At 60.1% G+C, this 24264-nt stretch carries 27 protein-coding genes; 17 read left to right on the forward strand and 10 right to left on the reverse strand.

Annotated elements, in window-relative coordinates; translation table 11 throughout:
• From ACR0IM_RS14690 to ACR0IM_RS14700, 3 genes are all read left to right on the forward strand, one after another.
• A partial coding sequence (locus tag ACR0IM_RS14690; RefSeq protein ID WP_199709399.1) for an EF-Tu C-terminal domain-related protein occupies positions 1-85 on the forward strand: 85 nt, incomplete at its 5' end.
• Positions 86-319: 234 nt separating this feature from the next.
• The gene (locus ACR0IM_RS14695) at positions 320-535 is read left to right on the forward strand and encodes a hypothetical protein (RefSeq protein WP_480593795.1); all 216 of its coding nucleotides are present in this window, start codon (positions 320-322) and stop codon (positions 533-535) included.
• Positions 536-677: 142 nt separating this feature from the next.
• A complete protein-coding gene (locus tag ACR0IM_RS14700) occupies positions 678-1343 on the forward strand; it encodes a Crp/Fnr family transcriptional regulator (RefSeq protein ID WP_480642440.1) in 666 nt (221 codons plus the stop codon).
• On the opposite strand, the gene rpe is transcribed toward ACR0IM_RS14700, so the two are convergent.
• Positions 1340-2026, reverse strand: a complete 687-nt coding sequence (gene rpe, locus ACR0IM_RS14705; protein WP_480593793.1) for a ribulose-phosphate 3-epimerase — start codon at positions 2024-2026, stop codon at positions 1340-1342. The two genes, ACR0IM_RS14700 and rpe, sit on opposite strands and share 4 nt — an antisense overlap.
• 163 nt (positions 2027-2189) lie before the next feature.
• Here rpe and phnC point away from each other — a divergent pair, with 163 nt between their 5' ends.
• The 5 genes from phnC to ACR0IM_RS14730 all read left to right on the forward strand — a co-directional run bounded on the left by phnC (position 2190) and on the right by ACR0IM_RS14730 (position 6924).
• Positions 2190-3011: a phosphonate ABC transporter ATP-binding protein gene (phnC, locus tag ACR0IM_RS14710; RefSeq protein WP_480642438.1), complete on the forward strand. Its 822-nt coding sequence runs from the start codon at positions 2190-2192 to the stop codon at positions 3009-3011.
• Positions 3012-3073: 62 nt separating this feature from the next.
• The gene (gene phnD / locus ACR0IM_RS14715) at positions 3074-3976 is read left to right on the forward strand and encodes a phosphonate ABC transporter substrate-binding protein (protein WP_480682380.1); all 903 of its coding nucleotides are present in this window, start codon (positions 3074-3076) and stop codon (positions 3974-3976) included.
• A 65-nt stretch (positions 3977-4041) separates the two neighbouring features.
• Positions 4042-4923 (forward strand): phosphonate ABC transporter, permease protein PhnE, encoded by an 882-nt coding sequence (phnE, locus tag ACR0IM_RS14720; RefSeq protein WP_480682382.1) that lies wholly within the window; start codon positions 4042-4044, stop codon positions 4921-4923.
• Complete coding sequence (gene phnE / locus ACR0IM_RS14725; RefSeq protein WP_480682384.1) at positions 4920-6287, forward strand: phosphonate ABC transporter, permease protein PhnE; 1368 nt, start codon at positions 4920-4922, stop codon at positions 6285-6287. The genes phnE (ACR0IM_RS14720) and phnE (ACR0IM_RS14725) overlap by 4 nt, the downstream gene beginning before the upstream one ends.
• 22 nt (positions 6288-6309) lie before the next feature.
• Positions 6310-6924, forward strand: a complete 615-nt coding sequence (locus tag ACR0IM_RS14730) for an LbetaH domain-containing protein (protein WP_480682385.1) — start codon at positions 6310-6312, stop codon at positions 6922-6924.
• A gap of 165 nt (positions 6925-7089) precedes the next feature.
• Here ACR0IM_RS14730 and phnF read toward each other — a convergent pair whose 3' ends face one another.
• On the reverse strand, positions 7090-7800 hold the full coding sequence (gene phnF, locus ACR0IM_RS14735; protein WP_480593787.1) for a phosphonate metabolism transcriptional regulator PhnF: 711 nt from the start codon (positions 7798-7800) through the stop codon (positions 7090-7092).
• Between the two features lie 103 nt (positions 7801-7903).
• Here phnF and phnG point away from each other — a divergent pair, with 103 nt between their 5' ends.
• The 7 genes from phnG to ACR0IM_RS14770 all read left to right on the forward strand — a co-directional run bounded on the left by phnG (position 7904) and on the right by ACR0IM_RS14770 (position 13161).
• The gene (gene phnG / locus ACR0IM_RS14740; RefSeq protein WP_480682386.1) at positions 7904-8362 is read left to right on the forward strand and encodes a phosphonate C-P lyase system protein PhnG; all 459 of its coding nucleotides are present in this window, start codon (positions 7904-7906) and stop codon (positions 8360-8362) included.
• Entirely contained in the window at positions 8362-8937 is a 576-nt protein-coding gene (gene phnH, locus ACR0IM_RS14745) for a phosphonate C-P lyase system protein PhnH (RefSeq protein WP_480682387.1), read from the forward strand. The genes phnG and phnH overlap by 1 nt, the downstream gene beginning before the upstream one ends.
• A 3-nt stretch (positions 8938-8940) precedes the next feature.
• The gene (locus ACR0IM_RS14750; RefSeq protein ID WP_480682388.1) at positions 8941-10032 is read left to right on the forward strand and encodes a carbon-phosphorus lyase complex subunit; all 1092 of its coding nucleotides are present in this window, start codon (positions 8941-8943) and stop codon (positions 10030-10032) included.
• Between the two features lie 261 nt (positions 10033-10293).
• Positions 10294-11154 (forward strand): alpha-D-ribose 1-methylphosphonate 5-phosphate C-P-lyase PhnJ, encoded by an 861-nt coding sequence (locus tag ACR0IM_RS14755; protein ID WP_480682389.1) that lies wholly within the window; start codon positions 10294-10296, stop codon positions 11152-11154.
• Positions 11151-11921, forward strand: a complete 771-nt coding sequence (gene phnK, locus ACR0IM_RS14760; protein WP_480682390.1) for a phosphonate C-P lyase system protein PhnK — start codon at positions 11151-11153, stop codon at positions 11919-11921. The genes ACR0IM_RS14755 and phnK overlap by 4 nt, the downstream gene beginning before the upstream one ends.
• A gap of 11 nt (positions 11922-11932) precedes the next feature.
• On the forward strand, positions 11933-12616 hold the full coding sequence (phnL, locus tag ACR0IM_RS14765; RefSeq protein WP_480682391.1) for a phosphonate C-P lyase system protein PhnL: 684 nt from the start codon (positions 11933-11935) through the stop codon (positions 12614-12616).
• Entirely contained in the window at positions 12613-13161 is a 549-nt protein-coding gene (locus tag ACR0IM_RS14770) for an AAA family ATPase (protein WP_480682392.1), read from the forward strand. Before phnL ends, ACR0IM_RS14770 begins: the two co-directional genes overlap by 4 nt.
• Here ACR0IM_RS14770 and ACR0IM_RS14775 read toward each other — a convergent pair.
• Positions 13143-13826, reverse strand: coding sequence for a DUF1045 domain-containing protein (locus ACR0IM_RS14775; RefSeq protein WP_480682393.1), 684 nt, complete (start codon positions 13824-13826; stop codon positions 13143-13145). The two genes, ACR0IM_RS14770 and ACR0IM_RS14775, sit on opposite strands and share 19 nt — an antisense overlap.
• A 52-nt stretch (positions 13827-13878) precedes the next feature.
• Here ACR0IM_RS14775 and ACR0IM_RS14780 point away from each other — a divergent pair, with 52 nt between their 5' ends.
• Complete coding sequence (locus ACR0IM_RS14780) at positions 13879-15018, forward strand: alpha-D-ribose 1-methylphosphonate 5-triphosphate diphosphatase (protein ID WP_480682394.1); 1140 nt, start codon at positions 13879-13881, stop codon at positions 15016-15018.
• Here ACR0IM_RS14780 and ACR0IM_RS14785 read toward each other — a convergent pair whose 3' ends face one another.
• From ACR0IM_RS14785 to ACR0IM_RS14815, 7 genes are read right to left on the reverse strand one after another with little or no spacing between them, the layout of a single operon-like run.
• Complete coding sequence (locus ACR0IM_RS14785; protein ID WP_480642425.1) at positions 15019-15495, reverse strand: class I SAM-dependent methyltransferase; 477 nt, start codon at positions 15493-15495, stop codon at positions 15019-15021.
• Positions 15492-16265 (reverse strand): polysaccharide deacetylase family protein, encoded by a 774-nt coding sequence (locus ACR0IM_RS14790; RefSeq protein ID WP_480682395.1) that lies wholly within the window; start codon positions 16263-16265, stop codon positions 15492-15494. The genes ACR0IM_RS14785 and ACR0IM_RS14790 overlap by 4 nt, the downstream gene beginning before the upstream one ends.
• A complete protein-coding gene (locus ACR0IM_RS14795; protein WP_480682396.1) occupies positions 16262-17401 on the reverse strand; it encodes a glycosyltransferase family protein in 1140 nt (379 codons plus the stop codon). The genes ACR0IM_RS14790 and ACR0IM_RS14795 overlap by 4 nt, the downstream gene beginning before the upstream one ends.
• Entirely contained in the window at positions 17398-17982 is a 585-nt protein-coding gene (locus ACR0IM_RS14800) for a histidine phosphatase family protein (RefSeq protein WP_480642422.1), read from the reverse strand. Before ACR0IM_RS14800 ends, ACR0IM_RS14795 begins: the two co-directional genes overlap by 4 nt.
• Positions 17979-19055, reverse strand: coding sequence for a glycosyltransferase family 4 protein (locus ACR0IM_RS14805; RefSeq protein WP_480682397.1), 1077 nt, complete (start codon positions 19053-19055; stop codon positions 17979-17981). The genes ACR0IM_RS14800 and ACR0IM_RS14805 overlap by 4 nt, the downstream gene beginning before the upstream one ends.
• Positions 19055-20302, reverse strand: coding sequence for a glycosyltransferase family 4 protein (locus ACR0IM_RS14810; protein ID WP_480682398.1), 1248 nt, complete (start codon positions 20300-20302; stop codon positions 19055-19057). Before ACR0IM_RS14810 ends, ACR0IM_RS14805 begins: the two co-directional genes overlap by 1 nt.
• Complete coding sequence (locus tag ACR0IM_RS14815; protein ID WP_480642418.1) at positions 20299-21513, reverse strand: glycosyltransferase family protein; 1215 nt, start codon at positions 21511-21513, stop codon at positions 20299-20301. Before ACR0IM_RS14815 ends, ACR0IM_RS14810 begins: the two co-directional genes overlap by 4 nt.
• A 358-nt stretch (positions 21514-21871) precedes the next feature.
• Here ACR0IM_RS14815 and ACR0IM_RS14820 point away from each other — a divergent pair, with 358 nt between their 5' ends.
• On the forward strand, positions 21872-24244 hold the full coding sequence (locus ACR0IM_RS14820) for a mechanosensitive ion channel domain-containing protein (protein ID WP_480682399.1): 2373 nt from the start codon (positions 21872-21874) through the stop codon (positions 24242-24244).
• The last annotated feature ends 20 nt before the right edge of the window (positions 24245-24264 follow it).

Genomic DNA, 24264 nt, shown 5'->3' on the forward strand with positions numbered 1-24264 from the left:
CGCGATGGAAGACGGCCTGCGTTTCGCCATCCGCGAAGGCGGCCGCACCGTCGGCGCCGGCGTCGTGTCGAAAATCATCGAGTAAGACGCGTAAGCGAGTACTCTAAGAAAGGGCGTCCCTCGGGACGCCCTTTTTCAATGCGCGACCCTGCGGATTAATCCTGTCTTCATCATTTGGAAAAGAAGCGACCCCATTTATGCCTTGAGGCAAAGAGCGCGGGATCTGAACCACGCCATTTGTTCTCGTGTTGCAATCACATCCGCTTGAACGCATCAAGAACCCGACTGCGCTCGGGTTGATACGCCAAGGGGTCAGAAGATGGGGATAACCATGTTTGGGCTTCAGTTCGTACATTACGGCACACGCATCCTGCACAGCAAAGATCTGGATGACATGCAGACGGCTATATTGGATGAAGAGGGTGTCGAAGGCGGTGCAGGCGGATTACGTCCAGGCAAAAGGGTTAAGCTGACAGCCTGCTATTCAGAGCATTCGAACAAGCATGCACCCCAGCGGCGTTTGTATTCCAAGTAGACCTTCGCTTTTTCCGATACTTGACGCCCGGTTCGGGAGTTGCACAGAAACCTTCCATACCGGGAAACGGCGTGTCTAAACTCACCATGCTCCCTTAACAGCGTACCGCACTATGCGGTGCGCAAATTAGACGAGGCACGGTATGGTGGGTTTGGACCTGTTGGTGAATGCGGCGAATGTCTTTTACCTAATTTCCTATTCGGTCCGAGACATTTTCTGGTTGCGGGTGCTGACGGTGATCGGGGCGCTGATCCTGTTGCCGTACTACTATTTGCAAAGCACGCCGCTTTGGGCTCCGATCGGGTGGAACCTGTTCTTCACGGGCATCAACATCTTTTGGATCATACGCCTGTTGTTGGAACGTCGACCGGTGCCATTTACAGATACAGAACGGCACCTGTACGAAACCGCGTTGCGCAATTTCAGCGAACGTGACGCGTACAATCTGCTTAAGTCGGGCGTCTGGAAAACCGTCCCGGCCGGGACAAAGCTATTGACACAGGGCGCGCCCGTTCCGAGCCTGTCGCTGATCGTAGACGGAGAAGTCGGCGTCGAAGTGAATGGCAATCATGTCGACACGCTGGGTGAGGGGCGCTTCCTCGGCGGGACGGCGTTTCTGAGCGGAGATCAGGATTTTACGGCGCCGGTGACCGTGACGGCGCTTGGGCCGTCACGTGTCATAGATTGGGACATGCCCGATCTGAACGCTGAACTTCGGAAACAGCCAGACCTGGCGATTTCCATAGAAGCGAGCCTCGGGCTTGAAATCTCGCGCTTTCTGCAAACGGCGAGAGTGCAGATCCCTTAGAGCGCGGATTCAGCCGCGGCCCGAACGGCGCGGATGTTTTCACCGTAAACTTCGGGATTGGACACCGACCCGCCTTTGAAAACGGCCGACCCGGCGACCAGAACATCTGCACCTGCGGTCGCCACCAGAGGTGCGGTCTGCGGATCAACGCCGCCGTCGATCTCGATATGCACCGGGCGGTCGCCGATCATCTGGCGCAGCTTGCGCACCTTGTTAGTCATGTCGATGAACTTCTGGCCGCCGAAACCGGGGTTCACGGTCATGACGCAGACAAGGTCGGTCAGGTCCAGCAAATCCTCGACTGCCTCGGCCGGGGTGCCGGGGTTCAGCGCGACACCGGCCTTCATACCAGCGGCGCGGATGGCCTGCAGGGTGCGGTGGGTGTGCGGTCCGGCTTCGACATGGGCGGTCAGGATATCCGCACCCGCGTCCGCATATGCCTGAATATAGGGATCGACAGGCGTGATCATCAGGTGCACGTCCATCACTGTTTTCACATGCGGGCGGAACGCTTTAACAGCGGGCGGGCCGAAGGTCAGGTTGGGGACGAAATGGCCGTCCATCACGTCGACATGGACCCAATCGGCGCCTTGGGCTTCGATGGCCTGAATCTCTTGCCCGAAATTGGCGAAATCGGCGGACAGGATTGACGGGGCGATCTTGATGTTGCGGTCAAAGCTCATGGCGGCCTCGTAAAAGCTGGAGAGTCGCGGTCGCGTATACCTGTGCCGCGCTGCAAAGGGTAGCCCCCGCGACCTGCGCACAGTTACAAAACTTTCACCACTCTGACACACAGCCGTTGAATGGCTTCTGTAGCTGACCGCCAACACGAATTGGGGGTAGCACGTGCTGCGGATCGAGAAACTGACCAAACGGTTCGGCGACAATACTGCCGTGGATGCGGCGACGCTGGATGTGGACAAGCCTTGCATGATTGGGATCATCGGCCGGTCGGGTGCGGGCAAGTCCACCCTCTTGAGGATGATCAATCGCCTGACGGATTCCAGCGGAGGTCAGATCCTGTTCGAAGGGCGTGATATCACCCAATTGAAAGGTCGTGAAAAACGCGCCTGGCAGGCCGACTGCGCGATGATCTTCCAGCAGTTCAATCTTGTACCGCGTCTGGATGTGGTCTCGAACGTGCTGCACGGCACGCTGAACCGCCACTCGACGCTGGCGACCATGTTCAACCTTTTCCCGATGGATGAGATTCACTGCGCCATCGACATTCTGGACCGTCTGGGCATTGCCGAGCACGCCCCCAAGCGTGCTGAGGCGCTGTCAGGCGGTCAGCAGCAGCGTGTCGCCATTGCACGCGCCCTGATGCAGGACCCCAAGATCATTCTGGCGGATGAACCCATCGCCTCGCTGGACCCGATGAACGCGCAGGTAGTGATGCAGGCGCTGCGTCGCATCCACGAAGAGGACGGCCGCACCGTCATCGCCAACCTGCACACGCTGGACACCGCGCGCCGCTATTGCGACCGCGTGGTCGGCATGCGCGACGGGCGCATCGTCTTTGACGGTCTGCCCGAACAGCTGACCACCGGTGTTGCACGCGAGATTTATGGTGCCGATGCCAGCTTCTCGGAAGAGGCGACATCGACCGAGATCGAGACCCTGGACGCTACCCAGAAGGCCCTGATGGAAGCCGAAGCCACCATCTGAACCGCCCCCCTTTCATCAACCGGCCAGATGAAAGGCCGGCATATCAAACTGGAGAGAGACAGATGAAAAAACTCATTGCTGCCCTTGTTGCGACCACTGCATTGGCCGCGCCGTCCATGGCTCAGGAGATCAGTGAATTCCGCATCGGAATTCTGGGTGGCGAGAACGCCCAGGATCGACTGAACAACAACGAGTGTTTGCGCGTATACACCGAAGAAGCGCTGGGCGTTCCGGCCAAACTGTTCGCACCTGCCGACTATAACGGTGTGATCCAGGGCCTGCTGGGCGGTACCATCGACGTGGCCTGGCTGGGCGCGTCGGGTTACGCCAAAACCTACCTGTCTGACCCCGAAGCCGTTGAGCCGGTTCTGGTCAAGGTAAACACCGATGGCGGCTTTGGCTATTACTCGGTTGGGTTTGCCCGCAAGGATAGCGGCATCACCTCGCTGGAAGACATGAAGGGCAAGGCTTTTGGGTTTGGTGATCCGAACTCGACCTCGGGCTATCTGATCCCGTCGATCGAAATTCCTGCTGCAATTGATGCAACCATGGAATCGGGCGACTACTTCGGCGACGTGAAGTTCACCGGCGGTCACGAGCAGACCATCGTTGCGGTCAACAACGGCGACGTTGATGGCGGCGTGACCTGGGCCGACGGACTGGGAGAATGGGAAGACGGCTACCAGTCGGGCGCCCTGCGCCGTGCTGTGGATGCCGGTCTGGTCGATATGAACGACATGGTCGAGATCTGGAAATCCAAGCCGATCCCGGAAGGTCCTGTTGTGGTTCGCAAGGCACTGCCGGAAGATGTCAAAGCCAAGGTGACCGCACTGTGGGACACGCTGAGCGAGAAAGACCAGGATTGCTTCTACGGTGTGGCTGCAGGTGAGGCCAAGAGCTTTGATCCGATCACGCATGACGCCTACGAAGTCATCATCGAAGCACGCAAGCTGAAGTCCAACTAATCTTGCATATCCAATGATCGGGGTCCGGTGAAAAACCGGTCCCCGTTTCCACTCAGGAGCATTCCATGACAGACCTGACTGTTGGGTCCTCGACCGTCAATCAGATCCGCGACGACTACACCGCGATGGCGCGACGCAAGAGGGTCTATGGTGGTATCCTTCTGATCCTGTTCGTGGCCATGATGGCTGCTGGATTCCGCACGGCTGATGACCGCAACGCAGGCGGGTTCATCGACGGCTGGCATCGCATTCTGGACTATCCGGCCGAGGTTTTGTCGGAGGCATGGGAAATGATCGCGGAAATGCCATCGCATCTGGTCACGTTCTTCCCGGCGTTGGTCGAGACGCTCAATATCGCTGCCGCGGCGACATTGGTCGGAACGATTCTGGGAACGATTTTATCGCTGATGTCCACTCGGAGCATGGCCTATTGGCCGTCGCTGATCCCGCTGTTCCGCCGAATTTCAGATGTCTTTCGGGCAATCCCGGAAATCGTCATCGCGCTGGTCCTGATCTTCATCCTGGGCGGAGGTCCGGTGCCTGCGGTGATCGCAATTGCGATCCACACGGCGGGCGCCCTGGGTAAGCTGTTTTCCGAGGTTAACGAAAACGCTTCCCTGAAACCCGTTGAGGGGCTGCAATCGGTTGGCGCCAACTGGTCGCAGCGCATGTATCTGGGCGTGATCCCGCAGGTCGGGCCGAACTATGTCAGCTATGCCCTGTTGCGGTTCGAGATCAACATCCGCGCCTCGGCCATTCTGGGATTTGTCGGTGCCGGAGGTCTGGGTTATGAGCTTCGCAATGCGATGTCCTGGGGGCAGGGGCGCTATGACGAAGCGGCCGCCATTTTCATCCTTCTGTTCGTCACAATCGTCGTCGTGGATCAAATATCGGGCTATCTGCGCGACCGTCTGGCCCATGGGTCGGAAAAAGGAGCCACGGCATGAGCACCATCGCAACCAACCTGACCGTTGATGAGCTCAAGGCCGAGGCGGGTTGCATTTTCAACCGCAAACGGCTGGTGAATTTCGGCCTGCCTGCGCTGGTTCTGGCCTATCTGGTTTACGTATTCATTGTTTTTGACGTGCCGGGGCTGGCTGCGCGGGCGGATTGGGAAAACGGCAAGACGCTGGTGGCGGACAGCTACAGTTACAAAACTCATGTCGAACGAGACAACCGCTCCGGTGAAGTGTTTGCCGCCATCGAGGGCGAGCGCAAGGGCGCTTACCCCGAGGGGCAGGCCCCGGACTGGGTGACGTTGGGCGAGACAACTGTGATTGATCTGGAAAACGGTCACGTCGTGCGTTTTGGTCCCGAAACGGTCGAGTTTGACATTACCGGCTATGGCACCGTTCGGGCAACGCCTTCGCGCTCGGCAGGGGTGCAGGCGGAAATGCCCGCGGGTGACGTGCCAGAGTGGATCAGCGTGTCCAAGAACCGCTTGGCGGTAACCACGGATGCGGGCCGCCTGACCGTAACCCGAAACCGGTCCGAAGTGTTCCGCTATTTCACCGGGTGGGAGCTGTTTTGGTTCACGCTCGACAGTCCGTATTACGGCAAGCCCTTCCCTGAATTGGCTGGACGGGCCATGAACGGTGAATCCGGTGCCATTCTGAACGATTTCTGGACCAACAAGATGTGGCGGCATCAGGACGTGGCCTGGGCTATCTTTGAAACCATCCTGATGGCGTTTCTAGGCACCTTCGGTGCGGCCATGGTCGCCCTGCCGCTGGCCTTTCTGGCGACACGCAACTTCAATCCTGTGAAAGCCGTGCGTTTTACGACCCGCCGGGCGTTCGACTTTGTCCGTGGCGTGGATGCCCTGATCTGGACCGTGGTTCTGGCTCGCGCCTTCGGCCCCGGGCCGCTGACCGGAGCTTTGGCCATTCTCGTTACTGATACCGGCACCTTCGGTAAGATTTTCTCGGAAGCGCTGGAGAACGTGGATAACAAACAAATCGAAGGTGTGCAGTCCACCGGGGCCAACGCACCACAGCGCTATCGGTTTGGCGTCATCCCGCAAGTCACGCCGGTGCTGCTGAGCCAGCTGCTCTATTTCCTCGAATCCAACACCCGCAGCGCCACCGTTATCGGCGCGATCACCGGCGGTGGGATCGGTCTGCTGTTGACGCAGGCAATCATCACCCAGAAGGACTGGGAAGAGGTGGCTTATTACATCGTCCTGATCATTTTGATGGTGATGATGATGGACTGGTTCTCGGGCTGGCTGCGTCGACGTCTGATCCAGGGCGAGACGGAAAAAAAGCGCAAGCCGCGTGGCGTGAAAACAAAGCCACAGCGGTTGGCTTGACCCGCAACCAAGGACCACGACAATGCCGCGCCTGCGCCCGGACCAGCCGTTCATTCACCCCGAATGCCAGATAACGAACAGCAGCTTTGGAGAATATGTAGAGGTCGGCGCAGGCAGCCGCGTCGCGAACTCGGTCTTGGGGGATTACTCCTATTGCGACCGAACCTGCGATATTGCCAATGCCGAGATTGGAAAGTTCGCAAATATTGCCAGTTTCACGCGGATCGGAGCAACGGATCACCCGATGGAGAGGGCGTCTCAGCACCATTTCCTGTACCGGTCCGCAGATTACTGGGACGATGCCGAGAACGATCAGGACTGGCTCGCCTATCGTGCCAGCCGCCAGGCCGTGATCGGTCATGACACATGGATCGGCCACGCAGCGATCATCAAGCCGGAAGTGACAATCGGTCATGGCGCTGTGGTGGCGTCAGGCGCTGTGGTGACCAAGGATGTTCGTCCGTACACCATTGTCGGTGGTGTGACGGCCAAACCGATCCGCCGCCGGTTCCCAGAGGGTATTATCGACCGGATGCTGGCTTTGGCCTGGTGGGACTGGGACAATCAACTCCTGCGAACCGCATTGCTGGATTTCCGGTCACTTAGCGCTGAAGCCTTTTTTGAAAAATACGAATAAGCCTGTTGTGCCAGGGAACGGAATCGCACCCGTACCCGCAGGCGCATCGGCTGCGCCGATCCCCCTTGGCGGCTTTGGGCCCGGCGCCGCGCAAAACGCGGCGCTACGCCCAACGGGATGAGGCCTCCGCACGGAGGCCGAGGACGGGCGGGAGGGCTTCGTTTTCTAGTCGTCGTTCAACGTCAGTGTCACCCGTTCACCGGCAAAAGCAGTGCGCCCGTACTCAACGGGCACTCCTGATAAATCGGCATTCACTCCGGTCGAAAACAGCACCGGTGCGCCTTCGGGCAATTGCAGATGCAGGGCTTGCGTTGCTGTTGCCGCTCGCGCCGTCAGGCGGGTTGAAACGCGGGTGTAATCCGAGACTCCGCAGCGTTGAAGCGCTTTGGTCACGGATTGTGAATCTAGCAACGCCTCCAGAATGTCGGGTAAGCGGTCAGCTGGAAAGATGCTCTGAAACAGGGCAATGGGTTGACCGTCGGCCAGCGACAACCCGTCATACACATGCACTTTATCGCCCGCTTTCAGCTGCAACGCTTCGGCTTCGGTGTTATCCGCCGCTCGTGTCGTCAGTGAAAGGATCGTCTTGCCGGGTATCTTGCCGCTGGCCGAGACGCTCTTGTGGTATCTGACCCGTTTGCCAATCGGGTAATCGGTCGGGCGCGCCGCAATAAATACGCCTGCGCCGCGCCTTGGGTGCACCAGGCCTTGTTCTGCCATATCCGCCAACGCGCGTCGCACCGTGTGCCGGTTTACCCCGTGCTGCGCAGCCAGTTGCGCCTCGGTCGGCAGGCGGTCTCCGGTGTTGTAGCGCCCCTCGGCGATGTCCGAGGTCAGGCTCAACGCGATGCTTTTCCAGACCGGTGTTCTGCTCATGTCACCAAACTTTCACAGTATTGCGGATTGCGAGACTCACTTTCGGGATGTAATATTTGTCTAGTTGTATAGTTCAATTAGACAACCCGGCCAAGAGGATTCGATGGCGGAATACCAAGAAAAAGCGATTGCCGCGCGCAAGGACTGGATGGGCTTGCTGGCCCGTGCCCCCGAGCAAGCGTTGATGGAGTTGTGGGGTGAGGTTGGCACGCCTCCCAGCTTTGACTGGCTTCGCACCCCCGAGGTCGGCGGCGTCATGGTTCGAGGTCGGACGGGCGGCACGGGCGTACCGTTCAACCTTGGTGAAATGACTGTCACGCGGTGTTCGCTGGCGCTGAAAGACGGAACGGTTGGGCACGGCTATGTTCAGGGCCGGTCGAAGCGCAAGGTCGAGGTTGCAGCGCTGATCGACGCAATGATGCAGACCGGTGCAGCCGAGGATATTCGCGCCCGAGTGATCACACCACTTAGCCAACAGATGCAGGCCGCCAAGACCGCCCGGGCCGCGAAAGCGGCGGCGACGAAGGTCGAGTTCTTTACGCTGGTACGGGGAGAGGATTGATGAGCGCGCAGACCCAGTTCTCGGGCGGGTTCGAAAACGCACCGATCGATGCAGCCCACGCATTTCGTGCTGCGATGACAGTATTGGCGCGGCCGGGTGAGATCCGCTGGATTTCGGGTGCTAAGCCGCCAGCGCCTCTGTCCGCAGCGGCGGGGACTTTGCTGCTGACTTTATGCGACCCGGATACCCGGGTACATCTGGCGGGCGACTTGGACACGGACGCTGTGCGCCAATGGCTGACCTTCCACACCGGCGCGCCGGTTGCAGAGACGTCCGAGGCGGATTTCGCCGTTGGAACATGGCAGGCACTTGGAACACTGACCCAATATCGCATCGGAACACCAGATTATCCTGACAGGTCCGCAACACTGATCGTCGAATGTGACGACCTGCAACAGGAAGGCGCTGTACTGACCGGTCCGGGTATACGGGATACAGCGCAGCTGTCCTTACCGGGCGTGCCCGTGCTTCAGGCCAACGCAGCGCTTTATCCCTTGGGCTGCGACTTTTTCTTCACCTGCGATAACAGGCTTGCGGCTCTACCTCGCAGCACACAGATCAGGGCAGAGGATTAGGCGATGTACGTAGCAGTCAAAGGTGGTGAAAAGGCCATCGACAACGCTCATGCCTGGTTGGCCGAAGAGCGTCGCGGCTCGACCGACATTGCCGAACTGAGCGTCGCCCAAATCCGCGAACAATTGTCGCTTGCGGTGAACCGGGTGATGGCTGAGGGGTCTTTGTACGACCCAGACTTGGCAGCGCTCGCGATCAAACAGGCACGTGGTGATTTGATCGAGGCGATCTTTTTGATCCGTGCCTACCGCACTACCTTGCCCCGGTTCGGCTATTCCGACCCGGTGGAAACCGGAGAGATGAACTGCGACCGCCGCATCTCGGCCACGTTCAAGGATGCGCCGGGCGGGCAGATATTGGGGCCGACCTTCGACTACACGCACCGATTGCTGGATTTCAAACTGGCGGCCGAGGGTGAGGTTCCTGCCGCATCCGAAGCACAGCCGCGTGTGGAGCCGACGCCGCATATCACCGAGTTTCTCAAGGGTGAGGACATCATTCAGGATGAGCCGGTCAGCAGCGAAACCCCGGGCGATCTGACCCGCGAGCCGATGGAGTTTCCGGCTGGTCGCCCGCTGCGCCTGCAATCGCTGACCCGAGGGGACGAAGGGTTCGTGCTGGGTATGGCCTATTCAACCCAACGCGGCTACGCCCGCAACCACGCCTTTGTCGGTGAGCTGCGCATCGGCAAGGTCGCGGTCGAGATGGAAATCCCCGAACTGGGCTTCGCCATCGAGATCGGCGAGGTCGAGTTGACCGAATGCGAAACCGTCAACCAGTTCAAGGGCTCAAAAACCGAACCGCCCCAATTCACCCGTGGCTACGGGCTGGTCTTTGGCCAGTCGGAACGCAAATCCATCGCCATGGCTCTGGTTGACCGTGCGCTGCGCTGGGAAGAACTGGGCGAGGACAATGTGGGCGCCCCCGCGCAAGACGAGGAGTTTGTCCTGAGCCACGCCGACAACATTCAGGCCACCGGATTCCTCGAACATATCAAATTGCCGCACTATGTGGATTTCCAGTCCGAACTGGAGTTGGTCCGCAAGCTGCGCCGCGAGGCTGAGGAACGGATCACGCCGAGGGAGGCTGCAGAATGATGTCAGGGACCAGATCGTTCAACGCTGGTGTTTTCCGGAATTACACTTGCTTCCGCTTTTCGGGATCGGGCGCTGTTGCGATTGGAACACAGATGCGATGCGCCAACCGAACTCCAGATCCCTTTTCGGTCTCTCTGCTGCGCGCGGTGGCGATGTTTGGCGTGGCGATTATGTCTGAAGATATACGTCAATATGACCAGAGAGAGCGCGACAATAACAATTACGTCCATAAAAACACCAATTAAAAAGCGAAGTACAAAAATGAATGACTACAATTTCGCATATTTGGACGAGCAAACCAAGCGAATGATCCGCCGCGCCATCCTGAAAGGGTTGGCCGTGCCAGGATATCAGGTGCCCTTTGCCAGTCGCGAGATGCCGATGCCCTATGGTTGGGGCACCGGAGGGGTGCAGGTCATGGCCGCGACGCTGACGCCGGATGACAGGTTCAAGGTGATCGATCAGGGCGCGGATGACACCACCAACGCCGTCTCGATCCGCAAGTTCTTTGAGAACACCGCCGGGGTTGAAACGACTGAGGAAACCGAAAAGGCCACAGTCATCCAAACCCGTCACCGTATCCCCGAAGCAAAGTTGACCGAGGATCAGATTCTTGTCTACCAAGTACCGATTCCGGAACCGCTACGGTTTCTGGAGCCGCGCGAGACCGAGACGCGCAAGATGCACAGCCTGGAGGAATACGGGCTAATGCATGTGAAGCTGTACGAAGACATCAGCCAGCACGGGGCGATCTCGACCGCCTACGCTTATCCGGTGAAGGTCTCGGGGCGCTATGTGATGGACCCGTCGCCAATTCCGAAATTCGATAACCCCAAGCTTGAGATGGATGCGATCCAACTGTTTGGGGCCGGGCGCGAGCAGCGGATCTACGCGGTGCCGCCTCATACCAAAGTTGTCAGCCTCGATTTCGAGGATTACCCGTTCGAGGCAACCAAGGCCGATCACCCTTGCGACCTGTGCGGCGCCGAGGACAGCTATCTTGACGAGGTGATCATGGATGACGCGGGTAACCGGATGTTTGTCTGTTCCGACACGGATTACTGCCGGTCCCGCCGCGCGCAGGGCCACGAAGGCCGCTTGAGCAAGGAGAGCGCAGCATGACTCCGTTGTTGCAGGTCAAAGGCATCCAAAAACACTATGGCGCGCGGATCGGCTGCGCTGACGTCAGCTTCGACCTTTACCCCGGTGAGGTGATGGGCATCGTCGGCGAAAGCGGTTCGGGCAAATCGACCTTGCTGAACTGCCTTGCGGGACATCTGGAGCCTGACGCGGGGCAGGTAGTTTTTGATACGCGTACCGATGGCCCCGTGGATACTGTGACCATGTCGGAACCTGAACGCCGTATGCTGGGCCGTACCGACTGGGCCTTTGTTCACCAGAACGCTCGCGACGGGCTGCGTATGTCTGTGAGCGCTGGTGGCAATATCGGTGAGCGGCTGATGGCCGTTGGCGACCGTCACTATGGCCAGATCCGCGACCGCGCGATTGACTGGCTGGGAAGGGTCGAGATCGACGGCGCCCGCGTGGATGACCGCCCAACGGCGTTTTCCGGTGGGATGCAGCAACGTCTGCAAATTGCGCGTAACTTGGTGACGGGGCCTCGACTGGTGTTCATGGATGAACCGACGGGCGGGCTGGATGTCTCGGTTCAGGCGCGACTGTTGGACCTGCTGCGCGGGCTGGTGCGTGAAATGGGACTGAGCGCCATTATTGTCACGCATGATCTGGCTGTGGTGCGCCTGTTGGCGGACCGGCTGATGGTGATGAAGGATGGTCACGTGGTCGAGGCCGGTTTGACCGATCAGGTGCTGGACGATCCGCGACACGCCTATACGCAGCTGCTTGTGTCCAGCGTTCTGCAGGTTTGAAGGTGATGGCGATGATCGAACTTAAGGATGTCAGCAAGAGCTTCACTCTGCACAATCAGGGTGGTGCGGTGATCCCGGTGATGAAGAGGGCCTCGCTGAAGGTCGCGCCCGGTGAATGTGTGGCGCTGACCGGGGCGTCAGGGGCGGGCAAGTCCACCCTGATGCGGGTGATCTATGGGAATTATCTGGCCGGGTCCGGACAGGTTCTGGTCGATGGCCTGGATGTGGCTCAGGCCGAGCCACGTGAGGTTCTGGCGCTACGCCGCGAGACGCTGGGCTATGTCAGTCAGTTCCTGCGGGTGGTGCCACGGGTCCCGACGCTGGAGGTGGTGGCGGAACCTCTGTTGACCATTGGGTGTGACCGGCAGGCGGCGCTGGACAGGGCGGCAGCTTTGCTGGCTCGGTTGAACATTCCTGAGCGTCTTTGGGCGCTGAGCCCCACCACTTTTTCCGGTGGCGAACAACAGCGAGTGAATATCGCCCGGGGATTTGCGCATGACTATCCGGCGATGTTGCTGGACGAACCTACGGCCTCGCTGGATGTGCAGAACCGGGAAACGGTGTTGTCCTTGATCGAAGAAGCCAAGGCGCGTGGCGCTGCGATCGTGGGCATCTTCCATGATGTCGGCGCGCGCGACCGGGTCTGTGATCGTGAGATCAACGTCTCGGATTTCGAACCCAGTGTGGCTGCATGAGCCTTGCGCCTGTCATAGCGTTTGTCGGACCCTCCGGCGTTGGCAAAGACAGCGTGATGGAGGCGCTGGAGGCGCGCGTGCCGGGCATCGGCCGGGCCCGCCGGGTGATCACCCGCCCCGAAGGCGAAGAGGGGGAAGATTTCGACCGGGTGTCAGTTGAGGCCTTTCAGCAGATGGTGGCTGAAGGTGCGTTTGCGCTGCACTGGCCCGCGCATGGGTTGTTTTACGGGGTGCCCAAGGGAATTGATAATCTGAGGAATCACACGGACGCGGTGCTGGTGAACATGTCCCGCTCGGTGTTGCTGCAAGCGCAGGAGGTGTTTGGCGATCTGATCGTAATCTCACTGACCGCTGATCCCGAAGTTCTTGTGCAACGCCTGTCCTCGCGGGGCCGTGAATGCGCCGAGGAACAGGTGCGGCGGCTGGAACGGGCCAGCACCCGATTGCCGGATGGGTTGGTGCACGTCATCGAGATCGACAATTCAGGCCCGCTGGAGGCAACGATTGCCGCCATACTGCCCCAGCTTCAACCGGAAAGGGCGTAGCGATGGATCAGGTGAAAGCACCCGTCTTCGGCCTCGCCTACAAGGGCCAGTTCAGTGATCTGGAACGGTGCGGGCAGCAGGGGCGCAAGCTGCGATTGCAGTGCCTCCTGAACCGTTGTCAGCATAGGTTTGCTCAGTTTACCGCTGAGGGTAATGTGAAAGCGGAACGCTTCCATCACGTAAGGGTAACCCCATTGCACCAGATTGGCGTCCTGCTCAGGCGACAGTCCAGCCGCGCGGCGGCGCTCCAACTCGGCTTCGGACGCGGCTGCGCGAAAGTTGTCCAGATCTCGCACGCAGGCGGCGGCGAGTGTATTCAGCGCGCCCTCATCCCCCAACGGGCGCAGGGCCAGAAACCGGCCGAGGCGGGTGATTTTCAGCCCGTCCAGCGTGACCGGAGGTTGCGCCTGCGCAAGCCGTGCGCAAGCGTCATTCAGAGCCTCCACCGACTGCCCGTCATGCAGGCAGAAGGGTGGTTTCATCGTCGCGTGCAGACCGTATTTGCGCGGCACCTCGGTGACGGTGGCGACGTCCACGCCATCAATCACGGGATGCGCGATGGATTTGCCGGTTTCCATGTCCCATCCCAGCCAGTTAGTGGCGAAATTCGCCCATTCAGCCTCGGCTGGCGGCGCAAAGTAGATAGCGTATCGCGTGAATGTCACAGTGGCCTCCTATGCGTGGCCTTCCCAATAGCTCAGAACGTGTGAAGTTCAGATGACAGAAGAAATGATCCTTGCCAATGCCACGCTTGTTCTTCCGGATGAGACCGTTACGGGCAGCGTGCGGATCGTGGGTGACATCATTGCCGATGTTGCCACGGGTCGCGCCGTTCCAGCGGGGGCGGTCGATTGCGGCGGCGATTTTGTCAGCCCCGGACTGGTCGAGCTGCATACGGACAATCTTGAGCGTCACATCCAGCCGCGCCCCAGGGTCGACTGGCCTCATGCGGCGGCGATTCTGGCTCATGACGCCGAATTGGCCAGCACCGGGATCACGACGGTCTTCGATGCGATGCGCATCGGTTCAATCCCCAGCGGCAACCGTTACAGGAAATACGCCCGCGATCTATCCCGCGAGCTTTGGCAGCTGCGCGAACAGGACGCGCTGAAGATCAGCCACTTTCTGCATCTGCGGGCCGAAGTCTGTTCTGAAACATTGGTGGCTGAGCTGGACGAATTTGGCCCCGAAGATCGTGTGGGGCTGGTGTCACTGATGGACCACACGCCGGGGCAGCGGCAGTTTCGGAATATGTCGCAGCTTGAGGCCTATATGAAGGGCAAGCACGGCATGACAGACGACGATTTCCTGCAGCATGTCGCACAGCTCAAGGCACTGCGCGACCGGTATGGCGACCGGCACGAGGTTGAAACCGTCAAGGCAGCACAGCGTTTCGGCGCGATGCTGGCCAGCCATGACGACACCACGCAGGAACAAGTGGCGGTGTCCGCCAGTCACGGTATTCGTCTGGCCGAGTTCCCCACCACGGTCGAAGCTGCCCGTGCCTGCCACGATCACGGCATCAAGGTGATGATGGGAGCCCCCAACGTGATCCGGGGCGGATCGCATTCTGGTAATGTGGCCGCGCATGAGTTGGCCGATCTGGGTCATCTCGATATTCTATCGTCGGACTACGTTCCGGCAGCTCTGCTGTTGTCGGCGGCACGTCTGGGCGAGAGGTGGGGCGATATGGCGCGCGGTCTGCGGACCGTGACCAAGACCCCGGCGCGCGTTGTCGGGCTGGAAGACCGCGGAGAGTTGCGTCAAGGCGCGCGGGCAGACGTCATCCGCTTCCGTATGCGCGAAGGCGCGCCCGCGTTGAACGGTGTCTGGTCACGCGGACGTCGCGTGGCCTGATCAGGCGCGATAGAAAAGATACCGGTCCGGCGCTATAGTGTCCGGGCCACTGATCTGTTCGAAACCCACTAGGGGCTGACCCGAGATCAGCAACCCCCCGGGCCGCATCACCTGCGCGATCAAAGGGCTGAGGCGTGCGGCCTCGGCAACGTCCTCTTCCTTGATACCGCGCCCGAAGTCATAATGCGCCAACGCGATCTTGGCCCCGCCAGCGGCCAGTTTCTCCAGCATGGGTTCTGCTTCGCCCTGCAGGAAATTCTCGGCCGGAGGTGTACTGGAGGGGTGGCATTGCAACACCCGGTCCATCACCCAGATGCGCCGCTTTGGCAGAATTTCCCGCAGGTGATCATAAGTGCGGCCGTTGCCCAGCCCCATGTCCAGAACGTCACCCTCCATCTCGCTGATCTGAGCGACAGCCCAGTTCAGCCCGTCGCGTTGCGCAGTCAGGCGGCGCAGCATGGAATCCAGTCGGCTCATTCGGGGTCTCCGGTTGATGTGTTAGCAGGCAAGGTCCAGGCAAAACCGGGGCCGTCCAGAAGCCTGCGCAGCAAGTCTTCGGTAAAGGTCCAGATATCGGAGTCATGGACCAGATGATGGGTCAGTACACCGAAAGGTTCGGCGTTGTCAGTTCGTCCTTTGCGGCGGTCCCGCAAAAGGTCGACCGTTTGGGTGATCAATTTTTCCGGCGCAACCAGCCGCCGCGTTCCGCGCCAATCTATCGGGTCCAGATGGGTATTGATCTGCTCGAAACCGGGCGCGGGCATTCGTGCTTTGCGTGGTGTTGCAGTTGAGACAACGCGATAGCCCAGGGTCGGCAATTCATGAACCACCTCCGGTGCGATCCGGTTCCACGGAGGCACGAAGACCGGGCACAGCCTGTCTCCGACCAGCGCGTTCAGTCGTTCAAATCCTGCGCGCGCATCGGCAAGGATATCCGGCATAGGTCTGTGCAGCCGGAACTCGGATTTCTTTTCGTCTGGCGGTGCATGGTTTTGATGTGCCCAGCCATGCACAACCGGAACCAGCGTGTTGCGCTTCCGGACATATTCCACCAACCCCGCATCGGCATCGCGGGGGATGATCGCAAGGTGGACGGGCAGACCGAGCGACCGGGACAGTTCTGACAGTGTTCCAAGCTGCGGTGTTGCTGATACCGCGTCATCATCGCGCCACCACAGGGGCAGGGTCAGACCCTGCCCCTGCCAGACGTCCAACTCGGTTTCTAAAGGATGCCAGTCGATTATCATGCTTGCTCTTTCAAAGAACATGCGATCTCAACTGATCTGGCGGCTCCGTCAAAGCCCTCGGAAGGTATTGCGCGCGGGCCATCGGACATGACCGCCGCAACAGCCTGCGCCAAAGCCGTGCCATCCAGCTTCTTGCTGGGTAATACCTCGATGGCGGACAGGTCCGAGAGGCTCTGCCCGCGCAAGCTTTGCTCGACCTCTTTGCCATCGTCAAAGGGAATGAACACGGCAGGTGTTCCCGATTGCAGGATGTCCAGCGCGGTATTGTAGCCGCACATGGAGACTGAAGCCGCAGCAAGGGGCAGCATCTGCCGGAAATCGGGGCGCACCGGTTCAAGGGTAACCGGGGCATTGCCGACCACCTGTTGCAACTGCTCAATGCGTGCGGGTGCGTCCTGGCCGCCCACCAACAGGCGCCAGCGCCTGTTTGACATCTTTTGGGCGGCCTCGATGGATGCGCGAAAGATTGGCAGGCCAACTGATCCGCCACCCGCGCTGACCAGAACCTCGTTCTTGCCGCCCGCATCGGGGTGCGGCGCGGGGGCTTCGGGGGCGACAAAACCGGTATAGAACAACCGCTCGCGCAACCGCTCGGTCACGGGCCAACTGACCTCCAGCGGAACAAGGTTGGGATCGGAATGGACGAGGATGCCGTCAAAGTACCCGCACACAATTTCTTCCGCGCGTTCTGCTTTCGACGGTTTCGAAGGCGGTGCCAGAATGTCCCGGACTGATCCCAGAATGACCGGACGGCGTGGCAGGTTGTGTGCGGCCTCAAGCGCAGCGGTGAACTCGGAAGACAAGGATCGGCGGCCAAAAGGAAACAGCTCGGTGATCAGAATGTCCGGTGCAAAACTCCGCACGGCTTCGACCAGCGCGGTTTCGCGTGCCGCCAGATAGGCCCGGTCTGCCACGTTACCGCTCTGTGTCAGATGACGAGTGAAATCGGTACCATCTGAGCGGAGCGGCGGCAGCCCCAGCAGGGTCATGCCAGAACTGTCCAGCTGCGGTGCGGGCATCCCGCCCGAAACAACAAAAGTCTCGTGCCCCGTGCGTATAAAAGCCCGGCCCAGTGTCAGGGCACGGCTCAGATGCCCGGTGCCCAGCAGATGAGTGACAACAATCATGACCTTCATGAGGAGGCCTCGGGCCTGATCAGGCGGATGGGGTCGGGCAAAGGCGCCATATTTGACAAATCGACGATATACAGGCGGTTGCGCTTGATTTTAAAGGGGGCAGGACCGTCGAAATTCCAACCCCAGGCGCGGGCCAGAATGACTCGCATGATGCCGATATGGCAGACTGCAACTGTGTCGCCCGTCAACCCGTTCAACCAGGGCTGCAGTCGTTCCCAAACCTCGGCCGGGGTCTCACCACTTGGTGGGCAGTACTCCCATCCCCAGTCCTCGATGTGGCGGTAGCCACTGTTGGGGTCGGCAATCAAATCGATTCCGCGCAGACCTTCCCAATCGCCCCAGTTCATCTCGGTCAACGCATCCGAAGTCAGCGGATCGCGCCCGGCGACAAGGCGGGCGGTTTCACTGGCCCGCTGCAACGGGCTGGACCAGAGGGTTGCGCGGTGCCACGGGGCGGGTAGGTGTGTGGCGGCAAGTTCAGTCCGGGCGTCATCATCCAGCGGAATGTCACTACGCCCCTGAATGCGACCCGCGCGGTTCCAGTGCGTGTGTCCATGTCTCAGCAAGGCCAGCCGGGTCATCGAGTAGCCTCCACCAAGGGGCGGGCGGCCTGCCAGAACCGGTCGGTGGCTGCTGCCATCAGGTGGCGTTCGGCCATCCGTATGCGGGCGTCAGCCCCCAGCGTCAGACGGAGGCGCCGGTTGCTCAACAAAGCGTGAAGCCGCGCGGCCAGCCCCTTTGGCCCTGCATCCACGTTGGGGTAGTCTGATGGGACGAGCACGTCCCGCACGCCCGGTCGGTCCTGAGCGACAACCGGCACACCGCTGGCCTGTGCCTCAAGGTAGATCATGCCATAGGCTTCGTTGACACCGGGCCAGACCAGTAGGGAAGCCTTGGTGTAGAGAGCCTGCAGCGTGTCGCGGTCGCACTGGCCCAGAAACCGAACCTTTGCACCGAACGGGGCCATCAGCGCCTCAACCTCGGATCGGGCGGGGCCATCACCCGCGATATTCAGTGCCCAGTCCCCAGACAGAAGCGCGAGCGTTTGCGCAAGAAGGGAATAGGACGCCAGTTTGTCGCCGTGCCGCATCATGCCCACTGTCAGCATCGGACCATCGCAGGTTGAGGCTGGTGGCAGTTCCGACAAGGGTAGGAAAGGCGGCAGCTCTATAAGGCGCTGTGCCCCGTTTCGTTCCCGTTCCAGCGTGATCAGATCATTGGCGGTATGGTAGAAGATCACCTGTGCCGCATCGCAGGCGTCATGCGCGAATTGGGCAAACCCGGCCCAGGGGCCGTTCAGACGGCTGGTTGCGCGGGTGCTTTCCAGCTGTACATAGGGAATGTTCCGGGACTTGCAGATGCGCGGGCCCAGCAGGTCCGGCGCCTTGTAATAGTTATGGTAGGTCACCCAAAGCGCGGTGTCCGTGGGTAGGTCATCGATCAATCGCTGAACCTCGGTGTCGGCTTCTGCGCGCAACGCAGCCTGTATTTGCGTGTCCCCAACCTTGTCATAGACGCGCAACCGCGAGGCCAGTTCTACCGTGTCGCTTTGTGCTCCAATCGCCTGCATCAGGTTGCGCGCCATCTCACGATCCCCCGACGGCACCGGGCTGTCGGGCGCTTTCATTGGCGTGTAGAAGGCGATCCTTGCCATCAGACCGTGTCCGCACCCAGCGCGCGCAGCCGTTCTGACAGGCGGGCGATGCCGGGGTCCATGCGAAACTCGGCGATCAGGCGGTTATAGGCGGCGGTGGCCATCGCTGCGGTTTGCCCGGGCGTTGCGGCCATGTTGGTGATGGCCGTGGCCAGCGCGGCTGGGTCGTCGTCTGACAAGACGCCTTGGGTGCCCGTTTTGATAAACTCGGGAATGGCCGACACTGGCGTCGACAGGATCGGCAACAGTTGCGACGCCGCCTCCATCAGCACGTTGGGCAGCCCGTCGCGGTCTCCGTCATTGGCAATCCGGCTGGGCAGCACGAACAGGTCGGACGTGCGCATCGCCGCGATCACTTCGGGTTGGTCACAAGCTCCTTTCCACGTGATCCGATGCGATACCCCCGCAGCCTCGGCCCGGGCGCGCAGGGTGTCGCCGAGTGTACCGCCACCGATATGGGTCCAATGCCAGTCCAGCATGTCAGGCAGCATGGCAAAAGCGTCAATCAGGCGGTCGAACCCCTTCTTCTCGACCAGACGACCAACCGACAGCATATGAAACGGTGCCTCCGGACTGCGCTGGGCGCGGTCTGGCGGGGCGGGGAAACGGGCCAGGTCCAGCCCGTGATAGATCAGGTCAACCCGTGCCGGATCATCGGCCAAACTGCGCAGATGTTCAGCCCCGATGGCGGTGCATGTCGCGCCAAAGGCCGCGCCATGTGTCTGCGCCTGCAGTTTCTCGGTCTTTTCCCATTCGGGAGAGGTCCAGATGTCTTTGGCGTGGGCCGAAAAGCTCCACGGCAGGCCACGCATGATGGCGGCGTACCGCGCAACCGAGGACGGTGTGTGCATGAAATGCGCGTACATCACCTGCGTCGCTTCGGGCAATTCGGCGGCCAGAACGCAGGCCTGACCAAAGCGGCGGATCCGGTTATGGGTCGGATCACGGCGCAGATCGGCGCGCCAGACCCGGTAGGCCTCGGCATACCCGGGCAAAGTTTGTGCTGCACGGCGCGCAGCCCAGACGCGCTGGGGTTCTTCGTAAAGGTATTCGGGCAGGTAGCGCACCTGACCCCGGAACTGGTCATGCAGCGGATGCCGTTTCACATCGGTCGGGTGGCGCAGCGACCAGATGTCAAAGCTGTGCCCGGCTTCCTGCAGGGCGACAAGTTCCTGCGCGATGAACGTCTCGGACAGGCGCGGCCATCCCTTGACCAGCACCGCCAGTTTCGGCTGAGGTGTTGTCATCCGGTGGCCCGTTTCTGTTCCCGGCTCAGCAGGGTATCGACCCGGTCGATGACGTAATCCAACCCGTCCAGCAAACCGCCTTGGATGGCCTGCGATGGCAGAGGTTGATTTGGGAGGCTGCGGATCGCCTGTATCATTGCATCCGGGGTCAGACCGTCCCGGTTTTCGTCCAGCATCTGGACGAGGCCCAGACCTTCGGCCCGCGAAGCGCGAATCCACTGCTCCAGCCGCGGCGTTGTGCGGGGCACGATCACAGCACGTTTGTCAAAGGACAGAACCTCGCAGAACGTGTTGTAGCCGCCCATGCACACCACTCCGGCGGCCCCGGCAAACAGCGTTTCGATCTGGGATTCAAAGCCAACGGCGGTCACCCGCCCGTTCAGTGCGGCAACGCGGGTCTCAAAGTCTTCACGCAGCTCACCGGACAGGAAGGGGCCATAGACCAGCACTGCGCGCGGCGACAGGGTCGGGTCTTTTTCATAGGCGGAAAGGACAAGATTCACCATCGCCTTGCCGTCACCACCACCACCCGGCGTGATCAGGATATAGGGCTGTTCGGGCGGTTCGCCGACCGGGCCGAGATCGCGGCGAAGGTATCCCGTCCAGTGAATGCGCGACTGTGCCGCGTGGCTGAGCGGCAGGCCCTTTGTCGGGTCATATATAGAACGCAGCCCGTAGACCCAGATTTCGTCATAAAAACGCTCGGTTGCTGCCAGAGCCTCTTTCCGTTCCCATTCGGCGGCCAGAACTTCGGGCTCGTCAAGCACGTCGCGCAGACCCAGCACCAGTTTGGTGCGTTGCGAATGCAACAGGCTTTCCAGTGTTGGCAGCAGTTCGCCGCGAAAACCGGTGGGCTCTTTGTCGACGACCAGCATATCGGGCTCGAATTGTTGTACGGCGGTCTGGATCAGGCCTGCGCGCAGCTCGGTCACCTCTTCGATGCCCATGCCAATCGTTCGGGCCGCATAGGACCCGTCGGCGCGCTTGGTCACACCTGGCAGGCGCACATGGTCAACCCGGCGCGGAAAGGTGAACCGACCGGCCACCGGGGACCCGGTCAGGATCAGGGCTGACGCCTCGGGGTTGGCCTGCGTGATGGCCGCGGCCAGAGCGCGCGACCTGCGCAGATGCCCCAATCCGAACGTATCGTGGCTGTAGAAAAGGATGCGCGGCGCCCGGCCGGTGGTGTCGTTTTGTATTCCTAGGCTCATGCCTTCGCCTGTCGTGTTTCTCGGTGCAAATCCGCGCGTTTACACCCGTTACCGTATATTCTTTGCCGCCGCTTGCCAAAGGGGGTGACGTGATTGTGCAAATTCGACAAGCATTGCGAAATGGCAACATCCGGCGCTTTTGGAATTGCGGATGTATCCAAGCCCTGAAGTCGTCATTCCACCCAGTTTGCCGGATTGGTCATATTCAGTTTTTGCAAGGTTGCAAACACTGATGTCGCGAGCATTGCAGCAGGAACACGAATTGACACGATCTTGGGAAGTAAAAGGCTGAGTATTTGAATACACTTAGGCGCTTCGGTAATCTGTGGTGCATCACGCGGATTGGACGAAAAACTCGATGAAACTCAAATCTCTTGCTGGAATGGCCTTGTTGATCTTGGCAATTGCAGCGGCCTTTGTCACCGGAGCGGCGGCGCAGACGTCATTGATTCCGGGGTACGGTTCTGGTTCCAGTTCCGAGACTGACACAAGCACCGAGGGCGAACTGGCCGACGCCATTCGGGCCGCGACTGAGGCCGGCGCCAGCGTGATTGTCATCGACAGCGCGGGACAAATCGTGTCGTCGGGCGGTCAGACCAGCGCCACAGCGGATGAAACCCATGATCCGATGGCTGAAGGCTCGCAACTGATGAAAGCGCAGGAGCGGTTCTCGAAATTCCGCGAGTCCATGGAGTCGCGGCTGCAGGCCTTGCCCTATTCGATCTTCGAAGTGCAGTACATCCTGCGCCAGACCAGTCCCGATGGCCGCATTCAGACCTATGTCGAAGTCTTGTTCTGGAATGTCCTGTTCCTGCTGCTGGGGCGCTGGCTGTCTACTGAGATTTACGGCAAGCGCATGGCCAAAAAGCTGGTTGTGGCGCGATCCAAGGAAAACCCGCAAGGCTACCGGGAAAAGATGCCGTTTTTGGTGTTCCGGTTCTTCATGGGGATCGGCGGCACGGTCTTTGCTATGCTTATGGCCCTGATCGTGGGGTTTCTGTTCTTTGGTGAGGCCGAAGACATCTCGATCCAGTTCACGGTCACAGCAATTTTTACGGCGTTTTTCCTGTCGCGCACGGTATCCGACCTGTGGCGTATGGTGCTGTCGCCCTATTTGAGCCAATACAGACTGCCACCGTTTTCCGACCGGGATGCGAAGCGCTTGTATTTCTGGGCCTCGGCGCTTGCGACCTATGACATCTCGGTGGTTTTGTTTTCGACCTGGGTTGCGGATTTCGGGCTGAACTACAACGTCTATGCCATGGTTTACGGCGGCCTGACGATGTTCGGCGCGCTGGGCAATGTCTTGATGATCCTGTTCAACGCGCGGGCCATTTCCAACGCCATACGCGGTGGGCGGGCGCCGGATGAGGTGTCGTGGATCGTGCGCTTCATTTCCTTCGCATGGGCGCCTGTTCTGATCGTCTACATCGTGTTCAGCTGGTTCAAGCTGGCGGTCGATCTGGTGCTGGAAAACGAGAACTCGCTGCCGATCGTGGCCAGCAGCTATGCGATCTTCATGTCGGTGGTCGTGGCCTATGGGGCGATGAATTACCTGCTTGAGCGCTACTTCGACCGCAATCGCCAGATGGAGGAGATGAACGCTGAAGAAGAAGACCCGGAAGAGGTCGGCGAACCGGTGGAAACCATCGAGGCCGAGGTCCGCAAGCACAGTATGCTGACCTATGAGGATCTGGCCCGTCGCGTGGCTGGCATTCTGGCCTTTGTGGTAGGCCTCTATGCCCTTGTCGTAATCTGGAACCCCGAAGCCAGCTGGAGTGAGGATCTGCCGATCGGGCGGGCTTTGGACGTGATGGTCATCCTGTTCATCGGGTATATCCTGTTCCACTTTTTCCGCATCTGGATCGACACGAAAATCGCTGAGGAAATCGACGATGGGGGCGAAGAGGCGGAACTGGGCGATGAAGGTGGCGAAGGCGGGCAGAGCCGCTTGGCCACTCTGCTGCCGCTGTTCCGAGGCGCGATCCTTGCTGTGGTTGTTGTCACCATCGTGCTGATCGCGCTGATGGAACTGGGCATCAATGTCAGCCCGCTGTTTGCGGGCGCCGGTGTCGTGGGTCTGGCCGTAGGGTTTGGTTCACAGACGCTGGTGCGGGACATCTTTTCGGGCGCGTTCTTCCTGTTGGACGATGCGTTCCGTAAAGGGGAGTACATCGACATTGGCGACGTGAAAGGCACGGTCGAGAAGATTTCGGTCCGGTCGTTCCAACTGCGGCACCATCTGGGCGCGCTGAATACGATTCCGTTTGGCGAAATCAAGGTGCTGACCAATTACTCCCGCGACTGGGTGATCATGAAGCTGCCGTTGCGCGTGACCTATGACACGGATGTAGAGAAGGTGCGGAAACTGATCAAGAAGTTGGGTCAGGAACTGCTGAGCGACCCGGTGATTGGCGAGAACTTCATCCAGCCGCTGAAATCTCAGGGTGTGATCGAGATGCAGGATTCGGCGATGATCATCCGGGTCAAGTTCATGACCAAGCCGGGCGATCAATGGCTGGTGCGAAAGAAAGTGTATCAGGAAATCCGCGAACTGTTCGCGCGTGAAGGCATCAAGTTCGCCCATCGCGAGGTCACTGTTCGGTTGGCCGAGGGCAAAGACCCGGAAGACCTGTCGCCGAAACAGCGTGAAGCAGTGACCGGAGCGGTGCAGGCTGCGATTGACGAAGATTATCTGGATGACATCGGCCCTGGAGGGGATGACCGCTAAGGGCAGCTCCTGCCCCTTTG

It is taken from the genome of Ruegeria sp. BF6, from assembly GCF_056538665.1.

Bases quoted from the DNA above. Each gene is read 5' to 3' on its own strand.
- ACR0IM_RS14730 (WP_480682385.1), top strand. From the start codon at position 6,310: ATGCCGCGCCTGCGCCCGGACCAGCCGTTCATTCACCCCGAATGCCAG.
- ACR0IM_RS14770 (WP_480682392.1), top strand. From the start codon at position 12,613: ATGAGCCTTGCGCCTGTCATAGCGTTTGTCGGACCCTCCGGCGTTGGC.
- phnF (WP_480593787.1), bottom strand. From the start codon at position 7,800: ATGAGCAGAACACCGGTCTGGAAAAGCATCGCGTTGAGCCTGACCTCG.
- rpe (WP_480593793.1), bottom strand. From the start codon at position 2,026: ATGAGCTTTGACCGCAACATCAAGATCGCCCCGTCAATCCTGTCCGCC.
- ACR0IM_RS14695 (WP_480593795.1), top strand. From the start codon at position 320: ATGGGGATAACCATGTTTGGGCTTCAGTTCGTACATTACGGCACACGC.
- phnE (WP_480682384.1), top strand. From the start codon at position 4,920: ATGAGCACCATCGCAACCAACCTGACCGTTGATGAGCTCAAGGCCGAG.
- phnE (WP_480682382.1), top strand. From the start codon at position 4,042: ATGACAGACCTGACTGTTGGGTCCTCGACCGTCAATCAGATCCGCGAC.
- ACR0IM_RS14790 (WP_480682395.1), bottom strand. From the start codon at position 16,265: ATGATAATCGACTGGCATCCTTTAGAAACCGAGTTGGACGTCTGGCAG.
- ACR0IM_RS14785 (WP_480642425.1), bottom strand. From the start codon at position 15,495: ATGAGCCGACTGGATTCCATGCTGCGCCGCCTGACTGCGCAACGCGAC.
- ACR0IM_RS14750 (WP_480682388.1), top strand. From the start codon at position 8,941: ATGTACGTAGCAGTCAAAGGTGGTGAAAAGGCCATCGACAACGCTCAT.
- ACR0IM_RS14780 (WP_480682394.1), top strand. From the start codon at position 13,879: ATGACAGAAGAAATGATCCTTGCCAATGCCACGCTTGTTCTTCCGGAT.
- ACR0IM_RS14820 (WP_480682399.1), top strand. From the start codon at position 21,872: ATGAAACTCAAATCTCTTGCTGGAATGGCCTTGTTGATCTTGGCAATT.
- phnL (WP_480682391.1), top strand. From the start codon at position 11,933: ATGATCGAACTTAAGGATGTCAGCAAGAGCTTCACTCTGCACAATCAG.
- phnG (WP_480682386.1), top strand. From the start codon at position 7,904: ATGGCGGAATACCAAGAAAAAGCGATTGCCGCGCGCAAGGACTGGATG.
- ACR0IM_RS14815 (WP_480642418.1), bottom strand. From the start codon at position 21,513: ATGAGCCTAGGAATACAAAACGACACCACCGGCCGGGCGCCGCGCATC.
- phnH (WP_480682387.1), top strand. From the start codon at position 8,362: ATGAGCGCGCAGACCCAGTTCTCGGGCGGGTTCGAAAACGCACCGATC.
- ACR0IM_RS14755 (WP_480682389.1), top strand. From the start codon at position 10,294: ATGAATGACTACAATTTCGCATATTTGGACGAGCAAACCAAGCGAATG.
- ACR0IM_RS14700 (WP_480642440.1), top strand. From the start codon at position 678: ATGGTGGGTTTGGACCTGTTGGTGAATGCGGCGAATGTCTTTTACCTA.
- ACR0IM_RS14795 (WP_480682396.1), bottom strand. From the start codon at position 17,401: ATGAAGGTCATGATTGTTGTCACTCATCTGCTGGGCACCGGGCATCTG.
- phnD (WP_480682380.1), top strand. From the start codon at position 3,074: ATGAAAAAACTCATTGCTGCCCTTGTTGCGACCACTGCATTGGCCGCG.
- phnK (WP_480682390.1), top strand. From the start codon at position 11,151: ATGACTCCGTTGTTGCAGGTCAAAGGCATCCAAAAACACTATGGCGCG.
- ACR0IM_RS14800 (WP_480642422.1), bottom strand. From the start codon at position 17,982: ATGACCCGGCTGGCCTTGCTGAGACATGGACACACGCACTGGAACCGC.
- ACR0IM_RS14805 (WP_480682397.1), bottom strand. From the start codon at position 19,055: ATGGCAAGGATCGCCTTCTACACGCCAATGAAAGCGCCCGACAGCCCG.
- ACR0IM_RS14810 (WP_480682398.1), bottom strand. From the start codon at position 20,302: ATGACAACACCTCAGCCGAAACTGGCGGTGCTGGTCAAGGGATGGCCG.